At 61.4% G+C, this 11,879-nt stretch carries 15 protein-coding genes; 5 read left to right on the top strand and 10 right to left on the bottom strand.

The annotated features are described in order from the left end of the window. Nucleotides 1-89 precede the first annotated feature (89 nt). The 3 genes from AC1DJW_RS00995 to AC1DJW_RS00985 all read right to left on the bottom strand — a co-directional run bounded on the left by AC1DJW_RS00995 (nucleotide 90) and on the right by AC1DJW_RS00985 (nucleotide 4,122). Nucleotides 90-1,352: an acyltransferase family protein gene (locus AC1DJW_RS00995; RefSeq protein ID WP_284751682.1), complete on the bottom strand. Its 1,263-nt coding sequence runs from the start codon at nucleotides 1,350-1,352 to the stop codon at nucleotides 90-92. A gap of 54 nt (nucleotides 1,353-1,406) precedes the next feature. Beyond that, nucleotides 1,407-2,729 carry a hypothetical protein gene (locus tag AC1DJW_RS00990; protein ID WP_459343072.1) on the bottom strand — a complete coding sequence of 441 codons (1,323 nt, stop codon included), beginning with the start codon at nucleotides 2,727-2,729 and terminating at the stop codon, nucleotides 1,407-1,409. A 658-nt stretch (nucleotides 2,730-3,387) separates the two neighbouring features. Continuing rightward, a complete protein-coding gene (locus tag AC1DJW_RS00985; protein WP_476900517.1) occupies nucleotides 3,388-4,122 on the bottom strand; it encodes an SOS response-associated peptidase in 735 nt (244 codons plus the stop codon). Nucleotides 4,123-4,224: 102 nt separating this feature from the next. Between AC1DJW_RS00985 and AC1DJW_RS00980 the strand changes: the two genes are divergently transcribed. The 4 genes from AC1DJW_RS00980 to AC1DJW_RS00965 are packed head-to-tail and all read left to right on the top strand — an operon-like array spanning nucleotide 4,225 to nucleotide 6,196. After that, a complete protein-coding gene (locus AC1DJW_RS00980) occupies nucleotides 4,225-4,761 on the top strand; it encodes a universal stress protein (protein WP_284751679.1) in 537 nt (178 codons plus the stop codon). After that, nucleotides 4,758-5,258, top strand: a complete 501-nt coding sequence (locus tag AC1DJW_RS00975; RefSeq protein WP_390278874.1) for a fluoride efflux transporter FluC — start codon at nucleotides 4,758-4,760, stop codon at nucleotides 5,256-5,258. Before AC1DJW_RS00980 ends, AC1DJW_RS00975 begins: the two co-directional genes overlap by 4 nt. After that, nucleotides 5,255-5,623: a fluoride efflux transporter CrcB gene (gene crcB / locus AC1DJW_RS00970; RefSeq protein WP_284751677.1), complete on the top strand. Its 369-nt coding sequence runs from the start codon at nucleotides 5,255-5,257 to the stop codon at nucleotides 5,621-5,623. The genes AC1DJW_RS00975 and crcB overlap by 4 nt, the downstream gene beginning before the upstream one ends. 42 nt (nucleotides 5,624-5,665) lie before the next feature. Next, nucleotides 5,666-6,196: a ferritin gene (locus tag AC1DJW_RS00965; protein ID WP_476900516.1), complete on the top strand. Its 531-nt coding sequence runs from the start codon at nucleotides 5,666-5,668 to the stop codon at nucleotides 6,194-6,196. A 42-nt stretch (nucleotides 6,197-6,238) separates the two neighbouring features. Here AC1DJW_RS00965 and AC1DJW_RS00960 read toward each other — a convergent pair whose 3' ends face one another. From AC1DJW_RS00960 to AC1DJW_RS00930, 7 genes are all read right to left on the bottom strand, one after another. Further along, entirely contained in the window at nucleotides 6,239-6,796 is a 558-nt protein-coding gene (locus tag AC1DJW_RS00960) for a putative immunity protein (RefSeq protein WP_476900515.1), read from the bottom strand. A gap of 89 nt (nucleotides 6,797-6,885) precedes the next feature. Beyond that, nucleotides 6,886-7,332 carry a hypothetical protein gene (locus AC1DJW_RS00955; RefSeq protein ID WP_476900514.1) on the bottom strand — a complete coding sequence of 149 codons (447 nt, stop codon included), beginning with the start codon at nucleotides 7,330-7,332 and terminating at the stop codon, nucleotides 6,886-6,888. Between the two features lie 59 nt (nucleotides 7,333-7,391). Continuing rightward, nucleotides 7,392-8,030, bottom strand: coding sequence for an AFG1/ZapE family ATPase (zapE, locus tag AC1DJW_RS00950; protein ID WP_284751673.1), 639 nt, complete (start codon nucleotides 8,028-8,030; stop codon nucleotides 7,392-7,394). Nucleotides 8,031-8,064: 34 nt separating this feature from the next. Further along, nucleotides 8,065-8,385 carry an AFG1/ZapE family ATPase gene (gene zapE / locus AC1DJW_RS00945; RefSeq protein ID WP_476900513.1) on the bottom strand — a complete coding sequence of 107 codons (321 nt, stop codon included), beginning with the start codon at nucleotides 8,383-8,385 and terminating at the stop codon, nucleotides 8,065-8,067. A 44-nt stretch (nucleotides 8,386-8,429) separates the two neighbouring features. Continuing rightward, a complete protein-coding gene (corA, locus tag AC1DJW_RS00940; protein WP_284751671.1) occupies nucleotides 8,430-9,425 on the bottom strand; it encodes a magnesium/cobalt transporter CorA in 996 nt (331 codons plus the stop codon). 17 nt (nucleotides 9,426-9,442) lie between these two features. After that, nucleotides 9,443-9,868, bottom strand: a complete 426-nt coding sequence (locus AC1DJW_RS00935; RefSeq protein WP_284751670.1) for a DUF1761 domain-containing protein — start codon at nucleotides 9,866-9,868, stop codon at nucleotides 9,443-9,445. A 9-nt stretch (nucleotides 9,869-9,877) separates the two neighbouring features. Then, the gene (locus AC1DJW_RS00930; protein WP_284751669.1) at nucleotides 9,878-10,438 is read right to left on the bottom strand and encodes an Lrp/AsnC family transcriptional regulator; all 561 of its coding nucleotides are present in this window, start codon (nucleotides 10,436-10,438) and stop codon (nucleotides 9,878-9,880) included. Between the two features lie 168 nt (nucleotides 10,439-10,606). On the opposite strand from AC1DJW_RS00930, the gene AC1DJW_RS00925 reads away from it, so the two are divergent. Beyond that, a complete protein-coding gene (locus AC1DJW_RS00925; protein ID WP_476900512.1) occupies nucleotides 10,607-11,845 on the top strand; it encodes an MFS transporter in 1,239 nt (412 codons plus the stop codon). Nucleotides 11,846-11,879 lie beyond the last annotated feature (34 nt).

Below are 11,879 nucleotides of genomic sequence, written 5' to 3'. Positions count from 1 at the left end.
AGGTCGGCGTGTTCATCACCTGCTGGAACGACCGTTCCCACCCCTTGACGTGGACCAAATGGTGCTTCACAAAGACTCTCACACGTACGTCACGGCGCGGCCGAAGTCGCCAGAGGTACCTTCTGCGAACTAGATTCCCCTTGGGGTGAAGGTTTCTTTCTCAACATGGCGGGGCGCTCCACCAAGTAATACGTCAAGGCAGACAGCGGCAAAACGATTCCGAGGACAAGGATGGTGTTGAAGGGAAGTGCCAGCACGGTTCCTCCAACTGTTAGTTTGTGTGTCATGAGCCAAAAAATGACCGGGAGATGCCACAGGTAGATGCTGTAACTGATAGTCCCCGTGAACCTAATCGGACGCCATTCAAACAATAGCGCGAGTCTATTTGCCCCTCCGTCTCGTGATGATGGGAGGACAACGGCAAGAAGGACAAGAGCCGAGGCGACTCCAGCCATATTCGACAAGTAGGGCATTGTGCCTGACATACCGGCCCATATGGCAGCTACAGCTGCGGCAAGGAGGACCACCTTTACCCAAGCCGCAACACGCTGAACACCACGCTCATCCAGGGCGACAACAACCAGTGCCGCTGCGATTCCATAGCCAAACAGGTCAGCTTGTCCCAGGAAACTCCTCAGTAAAACTGCAGTACCAGTCTGCCCAAAGGCAAAATCAACGCGTTGGGTGTAGTCAAGGTGATCGGCCGCCGCATGGCCCCAGGAAGTCACTCCCAATCCGATAACGACCAGGGCAACCGGGGCAATCGCTAGAGCCACTGCCTTGCTGGTTCCCAGCCGCACGAGCCGGGCCGAAAGTAGCGCCATCAACGGCACCGCTACGTAAAAAGTGATCTCGGCCGTCAACGACCAAGCGACGGGAAGGCCGCTCATGACGAACTGCGGAATAAACATATGTACTAGCAACGCATTGGCAAGGAACTTTATGGGCTCGGTCAGGCGTCCGATATTGTCCGGGCCAAACCCGTGTGTGCTGCCTTTGATGTAGACAGACCCCATAACGAGGGCGGTCGCTCCCAATATGACAAGGTAAGCGGGGTAGATCCGCAGTAATCTGTTGGCTGCATAACGCCGAATTGAAGGGAGCTCTTTGCCTCGCATGATCGACGTGACGAACGGCCTGAACAGCAGGAACCCTGACAGGACAAAGAAAAGTGGAAGCCCTTGGCCGAGAAGAGGCAGAAAAACCTGGCCGACTGGTCCCAAATGAACTTCGTCCGAGGCCATGAGGCCGACGTGATATGCCAGCACTGATAGAGCCGCTGCCGCGCGCAGTCCTTCGATGCCGGCTAGCCGGCGTCCCCAGGAGGGGAGAGGCTCGACGATTTTTTTCACGGTGGCTCCTTCAGGAGGGACGATCGATGTTGATGAAGCAGTGAACACGACGCGTCAAGGCCGCAGGTCGTTGCAATGGACCTGCACCTTCCATGCCCCCGGCGCCGTTCCGATTGGATATTCGGTCATCCCAGGATCAGCGATACAAGCGACTCTGGCAGTTGCAACGCCGGTTGCCCAGAGCGGTCCCTCCTGACGGAATGCCGATGACGGAAAGAAATACAAGCACTGCAGAACAAGAAAGGCGGCTAAAACACCCGTGGTGGCCTTTGGAGAAGTCTTTTCCCATAAGACTGCCAACAATGGAACCAGGGCAAGTAGGAACATCGATGGGACAGTGCTATATCTCCCCAAAAGGAAGGCGCCCCATTGGGTCACACCAAACTCTGAGTAATCAAACGTGTCCGAAAAGTTGAATACTGCCGCTGCAGTCCACACACCCACCGAAGCCGCTACGAACGAAAGTGCTGCCACGCGAATACGCATGGAGCCCTTCAACAGAAGATACAAAAAAGCAAGAAAAAATGGTAATGCGGCCAAGACTACAGGCAACACTCCGAAGTTCAGGATATTGCGGGAAATTTGTCTTGATGTGCCGAAGATTACTGCCGAACTGCTGTTGAGGAACCATCCTTCGGCTACCGAAGCAACGTTGACTGGCGCGAAAGGAGCAGAACGCGGATAGGACAGGGTGGTAATGATCTGGCATGTGATGCCCACCAGCAAGCCGAGTCGAGCCGGTAAAAGTGCCTTGTCCTTGAACCGGTAGAGGAAGAGCGGAACGAACATCACCGTCAGAATCTCGGTGAGAGATGCCAACGCTGCCACGACGAAAAGTAGGACACCCTCATATTTCGATTGCGTGGGCTTGATAAGCAGCCAGGGTACCAACCACAGCAGATACCAATGAATGTTGGCAAAGTTACCCTGAGTCTCCAGCGCGCCGGGAGCAACAAAAATAGTGATCGATGCCCACGCCAGTCGGATCAGAACATTTGTGGTGAGGGCCCTCGAACAATGAAACACCATCAGGGCGATGAGGGTAATCAGGAGACAACTCAACGAGGAAACGGCTATGGCAAAGTCGTCGATTGAAAAGAACCTGACCACAAACTTCGTCATAGCCCGCGGAACTACATGCAGATAGCCCTGGTACGGAGCAAACACATCCAGCAATCCACGGCGGCTCAGTGCGTCTTGGAGAAAGACTGCGCCGTCCTCCGCCCAGATGGTCCCTTGAGCTGTAGGGCTGAGGCGACCGAATGCGACCAGGGTGCCTGCGAGCACCGCCCCGAATGTAGAAGGAATTATCCACCCGATTTTCATCGGAACTACATTGATTTTCATCGGAACTACATTTCTGTCGCTGCTTTTCATAGTCCCTCTTCGACCACCGACGCGGAGCGCACGTGGAGTATCTATTGGTAGCAGTCCTGATTAGGGGCCCTGCAGTGCCTGCACCGCATGCATATTACCTCACCCAGATAGTGCCTACGAAAATACGCCGCCCGTCATGGGCTGCGCTCGAACTGGGCCTGCATCGGCTAGACGGCGGGTATTTCGCGTACGTTCAACGAGAACCTGTTCTGCGATTCGTTCCACATCCGGCTTTAGCCTGGTTCGTCCTGCGGCGGCTAATTCCCAGCGGCACGGGGAGTGGCCGTCGCATGCCCGGTGCTCCGCATGGGGGATTGGAGTTCGAATCTCCCGGCCTCCATATTGTCGATGCCTCGCAGTAGTATTCGGGCATGCCTGACCAGCCCGAATATCCCGCGCCGTTGAATTCAGTCGGCGCCCCGCCCCCACGGCAAACGGAACCGCTGTCAACCGTTTCAAGGGTGCCTGTTATCGCCAAGCTCGTTTGGCCGAAGTACCTTCAATATGTTCCGGCCATGGTCACACGGACGTCGGAGGGCAAGGTCTTGGTGCAGTGGTGGCCGAACCCCTTCGGATCGGCTACCAGATTGACCTGGCTAAAGGATACGGACGTGAGGGCCGAGCTGCGCTATGAACGTTGAGCGCTGAGAGCGTTGAGTCAGGCGGCCGGGTTCGCGACGTCTACCAACTTGGTGTTGTCGTCCACGAGTTCCACGGGCCTCATCATCCATGCCGACGCCAAGCCATACGCCTCGCCCAGCACGGCGTCCAACAGGGCCTGGCCCCTGGTTTCCTTGGGGTCGATCCAATCGTCGATCATGTCTGGAGAAATCGGAACCGGGATCCGGTCATGCAAGTTGTGCAGTCTCTCGTGAACGCCTTCCGGAGGGGAATCCATGGTCAGGATCGAGCAGGACAAACGCCAGGCGCCGGGCGCGGACTTGTCCTCGATGCTCTCGTCGCGCCATGGCGCAAACAATCCGGCGAAGGTAATCAACTCATCCTGAGGTTCGACGATGTAGCGCTGCTTGGGATCCTTCCGGCCAGGCCCCGACTTCTTCCACTCGTAGTACGCAGAAACTGGAACAACCGCCCGCCACTTCGGCAGGGAAGCCCTGAATACCGGGGTTGACCCAGCCGTTTCCGAGCGTGCATTCCAAGTGGGTACCTTCGAATCGAAGGACTTGGAGAATGTCGGAACCAAGCCCCAGCGCCCGGCCGCGAGCTCGCGTCCGACCGAATCGTCCCCGGCCCGTCCCCGCAGAAAGACCACGGGGTCTGTCGGGTTGATCTGGAGCGTTGGCGAGGGGTAGTCGGTATCACCGCGCAGCACGGCACCGAGCTTCCTCGAGAGATAGTCTGCTTCGAAACCGACACTGAACCGACCGCACATATCGACATTCTCGCGTAGCGCTTGGGACAACGCCAGCTGTAGAAGCCCATACTGGAGCAATACGGAAGCCGCACCCCGACAACACGGACATTGGAGGGCCCCATGAGCAACCCGCGTGGCGAGGACACGCCGCTGGCCAAGGCGAGCCCCGCCCGCTTGGCCGGTCCGGTGCTGGCCGGGGTGCTCCCGCACCAGCCTGTCACGGTGGTTGAGAAGGCCGCCGAAGTAGCGCTCAGCGCCGGATTGGAACTGGTCCTGGCTTTCGCTGATGTCACGAGCTTCCCTGCCGCCGGGGACCGGGATGGGCATCTGGCGGCCCAACCGATCGATCCCGACGGAATCGACGACGACGCCGCGGCCATCTCGGAGTCGCTCCAATCCCGCATCGCGGATCAACTCGACGGAACGGGCGTGCGGTGGACCTTCGTGACGCTCGCCGGCGAGCCTGCCCGGTCACTGGGCCGTTATGCGGCGAGTATCAATGCATCCATGATCGTCGTGGGAACCAAGGAACACGGCCTCGGCCCGAAGTTTGAAGGACTGGTCACCGGATCGGTAGCCTTGCACCTGGCGCATCGCCAGAACTGCCCCGTGCTCATGGTTCCCTTGGGCCGTCACGACCCAAGCAGGGATCAATGAAGGAAAGCAGCACCGCCCCGCCGGGAGCCAAAGCCCAGACGGCACCACCGGACCGGCACCCGCACCGCCCGCTCCATCTGCACGGGCGGTTCGTTCTGCTTGTCGCGGCGGGCGGAATCCTGGGGGCTTTGAGCCGCTACGGGTTCGGCATGGCCCTTCCGGCGCCAAACGCGTGGCCGCTGCCCACCTTGCTTATCAATCTGTCCGGTGCGCTCGCGCTTGGCTGGCTCCTCGAAGCGCTCGCCCGGAGCGGGCCCGACGCCGGTCTCCGCCGGATTGCCCGCTTGGGCATCGGAAGTGGTTTCCTTGGGGCCTACACCACGTACAGCACCTTGGCCCTGGACTCGGTGCATCTCTTCGGAGCAGGACGCGGGATGGACGCCATCTGGTATCTGGTAGCCAGCCTGTTAGGCGGAGTCGCGGCCACAACCCTCGGTATTTGGCTTGGGGCGCTCCAGCACAAGTCCGCCCGAGAGAGGCAGAAGGCCCGGCCATGACCCTCCTTCTGATAGCGCTCGCGGGTGGCGCAGGGGCGGCCGCCCGGTTCGTGGTGGATGGGGTGGTCCGTTCCTGGGCCCGGACTGCTCTGCCGCTCGGCACGATCTTCATCAACCTCTCCGGGTCGCTGCTCATGGGGATCCTGGCAGGGCTCGTGATGTCACATCAGGCTCCCGAATCACTTCAGCTGATTCTCGGCACCGGATTCCTCGGCGGATACACCACCTTCAGTACGGCAAGTTTGGAGACCGTCCGGCTTGTCCAGGCCGGCCGCACCGGCCTGGCCCTCCTCAACGGAGTAGGCACTATGGCGGCATGCGTCGGAGCCGCGGCAGCCGGCGTCGGGCTCGTCTTTTTGCTCTGAAGCTCCTGCCCGCAGCCAAGTGCCAAAGGTAGGATCGGGCGCATGGCAAAGAAGACATTCAACGAGCTCCTGTCCGCCCAGGTTGGAAACGAGTTTGCTGCGTCCCAACAGTACATCGCGGTGGCGGTCTACTTTGATGGCCAGGATCTACCGCAGCTGGCGGCACACTTCTACCGCCAGGCACTGGAAGAGCGCAACCACGCCATGATGATGGTCCAGTACATGTTGGACCGTAACCAGCCGGTCCAGATTCCGGGAGTTCCGGCCGTCCGCAACGACTTTGCCAACGTGCAGGAGCCGATTGCCTTGGCGTTGGCCCAGGAAAAGGAAGTCACCCGCAACATCGAGGAGCTCTTCCGGGCAGCGAGGGATCAGAATGATCCCCTCGGCGAGCAATTCATGTTGTGGTTCCTGAGGGAGCAGGTCGAAGAAGTTGCCTCGATGACTACTTTGTTGAATATCGCAGAGCGCGCGGACAACCTCTTCGACATCGAGAACTATGTCGCCCGGGAGCAAGTCGGCGACGGCGGCAACGACATCGGTGCGCCGCCCACCGCCGGAGGGGCGATCTAGGGCGTCCTTCGTCTTCTGACTGAAGTCACCGCCCCCGATCGCCTACCGGACACCCCCCTGTGGCGTGCTACTGCCGATAGCGGCCTGAATCTTCCGAACGATTGACCCAAGAAGGCCCGACGCGAGAAGTCCGGAACCGAGCGGGCCCGCGGAGTCCTCACCCACCGGCGGCAGCTGCCGAAGCGCCGCCCTCACTTCAGCACTCATGTTCGCGAGTTGCCAGGAGATCTCGTCGGAGATGGCCGTGGGCTGATCCGGAGTGGCCAGCCCGGCCGCTTTCGCGGCGTAGGCGGCTGCGCCGAGAGCGTGCGCGCCCATGTGAGCGACGCCGGAGGCTTGTCCAGCGGCCCGGGCGGCCGCCACGGCCGCGGGAGAGCTCACCGAGTGCGCGGCCCGAGCAGCACGGAAGCGTCGGCGAATCTCACCGGCGGCGTCGAGTTCACCGTGAGCAAACGCCCGAGCGCGGGCGATGGCATCACGTGGTCGGCCGTCTGTGGGGGCCTCCGTCTCGAAGAAGACCAGGACTCGCTCAGCACAGTCCGCCGCCCATGCCGCGACGATGCGGCGATCGGCCTCGCTCAGTGACTGTGGGGAAGACATGCCAAAATTTTCACACACCGCCCGCATGTGGTCCGGATCTTTCTTGAGCTGCATCTCCGACGGCGCCGGTAGGGGCCGACGTAGCCAGGCTAAGGCAGCGGGTTGTTCGCGCCCCAGTTGTCCTTCGAGCCGCGGATCCTGGATAGCACGCGATACTTCCAGAACGCGATACCAGCGAAAATGACGGCTGCAACGGTCCCACCGACGATGCCAATCACTTGTTTCGGAGTATCGACGGGGTACATCCCCGACAGCGTCATCGCGATGCGACCGAGGATATCGACGAGCAACAGAAGTACCGCGGCAAGCACGGTGCGCCGAGTGAACCACAACAGGAGTGTTCCTCCAGCGACGTAGCACAAGCCGAGGCCAACCCCCATGATCGTGGTGAGCGCGTCTGCTGCTGTGACCAACCCCAAGAAGTCATGCGCGAAGCCCGTGACGACCTCGGCAAAGCCGAAGATGATCATCAGCACGGCAACGACGAAGACGAGCGTCTGCTTCCGTACGGTCGTTCTCAGGTTCAAACCTGCCATATCTCTACCCTCGCGTAGACCATTACTGAAGCGTAGGGCCGTTTGCCAAGGCCGTGCCTTCAGCTGCCCCCGGCCTCCACTTCTTCAAAAGGCACCGAGGACTCCACCCGGCCCAGGAGCGACAGCCGGCTCGCGATTCCGGCCAGGTCAACGGGCTGGGCGCTTCTTTGCTGGGAGCCAGTCCGGTGCGCCGGATCCTGGGCAAGATCCCAGTCCAGGGGGCCGTGGCCCACCAGGAACAGCGTGATGTCCTGGTCGTAGAGGACATCCACCACATTGCTGAACCGTTGCCAGGCCGGTGCAGAACCGGCGGTCGACCCGATCGTCGGCGACGGCACGCCGTCGATCACCCAGGTTCCGTAGTCCTCCGCCAAAGCCAAGTAGTCCGCCGTCGACATGAGGCGGCCGCACAATTCCGCGAAACTGACCCAGAGCATGTCGTCGGCTGCCTTGACGGTGAGTCGTTGCGTCGTGGGCGTGAGGATCCGCTCTTGTGCCTTCGATGGCGGGAACAAACCGAAGGCTCCGAGTTGCGCAGGCGTTCCGGGCGTAATGATCTTGCCCCTGCTGAATGCCTTCAGTCCACTGGAGCCGCTGGGTGTCGCAGCGGAACCGGGAACCTGCGAACGCCGGAAATCTGTGTCTCCGTCGATCTCCATGATGTCCATCATCTCCTTGATCACCCCGATGGTCGGCACGAAGTGATCGTGCCACAGAGGGTTCGGCAACAATTTATCCGGTGGATAGTTCGACGTCACCTCGATGCAGTTGGCGGAAGAAATCATGGAAATGGATGCGCCTTTTACGCCCCGGCAACTGGCGGTAAAAGCTGTCCATGAGCCAGCTTTTGCCGCGCCCCACCGGACCGTGAAGGTAGACGCTGCGCGGGGTCCGCCATCGTAGGAGTCCCGGGCGGCGGAGTCCCGCGCGCCGGAGTCCCTCGCGCCCGACAGTGACGGCCTCGCCGAGCTGGCAGAGCCGGGCAGCGGCCGCGGCCTGGGCCGGCTCCAGGACGAAACCTGAAGCGTCGGCGTCGGCGATGATCTCCGCCATGAGAGCTGACGCATCGAGGCGTCGCCCGGCAGAGGCAGGGAACACTAGAGCCAGTTCTTCCGCTTGAAGATGACATACATGACAAAGCCCGCGGCAACCATCATGCCGAGCGCCATGGGATAGCCGAACGTCCAATGGAGCTCGGGCATGATGTCGAAGTTCATGCCGTAGAGCCCGGTAACAAATGCCGGTGCGAAGAAGATCGCGGCCCACGAGGAGATCTTCTTGGTTTGTTCGTTTTGTGCCGCACTCGCCTCGTTTTGCCGGTTCGCGGTCAGGGTCCCGTCGAGGGTCAGGGCGTTTTGAAGCAGGTCCCGGAAACCATTGGCGCGGGATATGACTTGTTCGACGTGGTCCTCCACATCGCGGAGTTTGCGCTGCAGTTCGATGTCGACACCGTATTTCTCGAACCCGCGCTTCAGGGAGGCCATCATGTCCGGGAGGGGGTTGATTGCGCGCTGGAACTGGATGACCTCGCGGGCAAGTTCATAGATGCGCCGCGAAACCAGGGGATCCCCGCCGAAGAGCTGGTCCTCGATCTCGTCGATGTCGTTTTCCAGCCCCGAGATCACGGGGCCGTAGTCGTCCACCACTCGGTCCAACAATGCGTAAAGGACGGCTTCGGGACCATGGCGCAGAAGCTCCGGTTGTTGTTCCAGATCGCGACGGACCCTGGCCACCCCGGGTGTTTCAGCGTGCCGGACCGTGACCACGAAGTTCCTCCCCGTGAAGATATGCAGTTCACCGAACTCCACGGTCTCCGTAGCGTCCACGTATCGCGCAGGCCGCAGGACGGTGAAGAGGTTGTTGTCGTACCGCTCCAGCTTGGGCCGCTGGTGGGCATTGACGGCGTCCTCTACGGCGAGCAAGTGGAGGCCGAACTCGGCGGCCACTGCCGCCATTTCCGTCTCGTCCGGCCGGTACAGTCCAATCCACACCATCCCGCCGTGGGCGGCCAGTGTTTCGACGCTTTGCTCAAGGCTTTCCGGAGTCGCGGTCCGGATACCGTTCACATAGACGGCATTGTCAATGATGGTCACGAGGTTATTCTCCTCCCTTACGGCAAAGCCCCGATGATTGACCCGGCGACAGTCATGGCCACGATGTCATGGCCGGAGTCGATGAGGGTCACGGCAGACGGTCTGCCCGCGAAGCCGTTGTGGATCACGTGGGCGCCAACGCGGAAGACGACCGCAATGACCAGCGCAAAAAATCCGCCGGCCAGGCTTCCATGCACACCGAGCCTGCCGATAAGGACGGCCAACAGGATGCTCGTGAGTGCTGCGGCCACCATCATGGGGATCCAGATTCCTGGGCCGCCGTCGATCTTCTTGAGGTCTTCCTCGGTCTTGCCGATGGCCTGCATCCACCGTCTGCCGAGGACCGCCGGCATGTACCAGACAAATCCGATGACCATGCTGGAAACGAACGCCAGGAGTATGGCCAGCCAATTGAGGTGCTGAAGAGAAGAGAGCCAATCCATTCTGGAATCCTAGTCGGCTTCCCTGACTGGCGAATCGGTGGAAACCTGCGCTTTGACCCGTTTCGTGGCGCCGGCCGCCCCGGCCGCGTCCACGAGCCTGCCGATGAGCGGCTCTGTCCGGTAGGGGATATGGGTGTGCAGGGCAAGGACCGTTTCTGTGCGGATGACGCCTTTGGTTCTGAGGATGGAGCGAAGCGCGGTTTGCAGGTTGTGCGTGTCGGTGGCCACCACCCGGCATAGGAGATCGCCCCTCCCGGAGATTTCATGCACCTCAAGGACCTGGGGGATGCGGCGCAAGGCTCCGATCACGCCGTCGAGTTCCCGGTGGGTCACCTCCAACGTCACGAAGCCGACGACGTCGTACCCCACCTTTTCGAGGTCGACCTCGCGGCCGCCGTCGTTCAGTACGCCCGAGCGGACCAGACGCCGCATCCTCGATTGGGCGGTGTTGCGTGCGATCCCCAAGGACTCGCTGAGTTCGCCGACCTGAACCCTGGGATCACGGATCAACTCGAGCAGGATCTTCAGGTCCGTCGGATCGAGGGTGTTCAAATCATCACTCCAGCTCATTTTTGGTCATCCTTGGACGTCAATTTTGACTGTCCTGATCAATTCTTCCACGGAGATCTGATCTATATGGCAGATCTACGACATCCTGTTGCCATCAATATCTTGGGCCGTACAGTCCCGGCCCACAAGGCCAGGTTTCGCGACGGCCGCTGAGGCGAAGGCACGGAAATGACTGTCTTTAGCGAACTGCGCATGCGACCGGCCACCGCCGGGCGCTGGGGCTGGGATGCTTCCACCACGGCACGGCTGGTCCTGGCCGGCGCCGTCACGTTCACACTGCTTGTCGGTGCCAACTTGGCGAGCCCGCTGTATCCGTTGCTTCAGGCGGAGCTGGGAATTACGTCACTGGGCGTGGCGATTGCCTTTGCGAGCTACGTCCTGGCGCTGGTGGCCGTGTTGATGCTCGCCGGCCACTGGTCGGACCATATCGGCCGGCGTGCGGCGCTGGTGCTGGCTGTCCTAGTGGGCTTCGTGGGCGGGCTGGTTTTCGCCAACGCTGACAACCTCTTGATGCTCTCTGCCGGCCGCATGCTCCAAGGCGTTGCCGTAGGCCTCGCAACCGGAGCGAGCTCGGCGGCTTTGCGCGAATTGCTTCCGTCCCGGCCTGAGTGGGCTTCCCGCTTCACGTTGCTGTCTTCCTCCGGAGGGGTGGCCGCGGGTCCCGCAATCGGCGGATTGCTTTCGCTGCTCCCGGGTGCCACCTCGACGCCGTTCTTCATCCACGCGGCCGTCCTGCTCCTATTGCTTGTCCCGCTTTGGCTTCTCAAGGCACGCCCGGCGATTCGGCCTGCCGAAGGCCCGCGTCCCTACACCGTGCTCGCCCCGCGACGGCCCTCCGTGTCGCGGGAAGCCAGGGGAGCGTTTTGGCTGGCCTCAAGCGTGGGATTCCTCAGTTTTGCTGTGTTCGGATTCTGCCTTTCGCTCGCGCCCGGCTACTTCGCCGTCGTCGTGCACGCAGATTCGCGCCCCATGACCGGACTGCTCGCCGGACTGACGCTCGGTGCGTCCGCGCTCAGCCAATTGCTGACAGTCCGCGGACGGTTCGCCGTGCCCATGGGACTGGCGGTCCTGGGAGTTTCCATTGTCCTGGTCGGCGCGGCGGCATCCCTGTCCAGTCCGGTGCTGCTGGTGGCAGCGAGCCTGTCCGCGGGGGTGGGGCAGGGGATCGCCTTCCGGCTGGTGTTCAACGATGTTGCAAGCAAGGTGGAAGCGTCCCGGCATGCCCAGATCATCAGCACCGTCTACGTGATCACCTACCTTGGCAGCGCTGTGCCGGTCATCGGGCTGGGCCTGGCCGCCTCGCTCATCGGGCTGGGCGCCGCTGCCAGCTATTTCACTGTGGTGTGCGGGCTTGCGGCGACGGTCTTGGCTGCCTTGTCCCTTCGTAGGGTGCTCCGGAAGGGCTGACGGGCGGTTCATTCGCCAATCCCAAGTTCGCAAA

The sequence above is a fragment of the Arthrobacter sp. 05L417 genome (genome assembly GCF_056397865.1).
This window is presented reverse-complemented; position numbering and strand designations above follow the sequence as displayed.

Excerpts from the sequence above, each read along its gene's own strand:
- AC1DJW_RS00985 (WP_476900517.1), bottom strand. The coding sequence starts at position 4,122 with ATGTGCGGTCGGTTCAGTGTCGGTTTCGAAGCAGACTATCTCTCGAGG.
- AC1DJW_RS00975 (WP_390278874.1), top strand. The coding sequence starts at position 4,758 with ATGAAGGAAAGCAGCACCGCCCCGCCGGGAGCCAAAGCCCAGACGGCA.
- AC1DJW_RS00935 (WP_284751670.1), bottom strand. The coding sequence starts at position 9,868 with ATGGATTGGCTCTCTTCTCTTCAGCACCTCAATTGGCTGGCCATACTC.
- zapE (WP_476900513.1), bottom strand. The coding sequence starts at position 8,385 with ATGGCGGAGATCATCGCCGACGCCGACGCTTCAGGTTTCGTCCTGGAG.
- AC1DJW_RS00955 (WP_476900514.1), bottom strand. The coding sequence starts at position 7,332 with ATGGCAGGTTTGAACCTGAGAACGACCGTACGGAAGCAGACGCTCGTC.
- AC1DJW_RS00965 (WP_476900516.1), top strand. The coding sequence starts at position 5,666 with ATGGCAAAGAAGACATTCAACGAGCTCCTGTCCGCCCAGGTTGGAAAC.
- AC1DJW_RS00925 (WP_476900512.1), top strand. The coding sequence starts at position 10,607 with ATGACTGTCTTTAGCGAACTGCGCATGCGACCGGCCACCGCCGGGCGC.
- crcB (WP_284751677.1), top strand. The coding sequence starts at position 5,255 with ATGACCCTCCTTCTGATAGCGCTCGCGGGTGGCGCAGGGGCGGCCGCC.
- AC1DJW_RS00980 (WP_284751679.1), top strand. The coding sequence starts at position 4,225 with ATGAGCAACCCGCGTGGCGAGGACACGCCGCTGGCCAAGGCGAGCCCC.
- AC1DJW_RS00990 (WP_459343072.1), bottom strand. The coding sequence starts at position 2,729 with ATGAAAAGCAGCGACAGAAATGTAGTTCCGATGAAAATCAATGTAGTT.
- AC1DJW_RS00930 (WP_284751669.1), bottom strand. The coding sequence starts at position 10,438 with ATGAGCTGGAGTGATGATTTGAACACCCTCGATCCGACGGACCTGAAG.
- AC1DJW_RS00960 (WP_476900515.1), bottom strand. The coding sequence starts at position 6,796 with ATGTCTTCCCCACAGTCACTGAGCGAGGCCGATCGCCGCATCGTCGCG.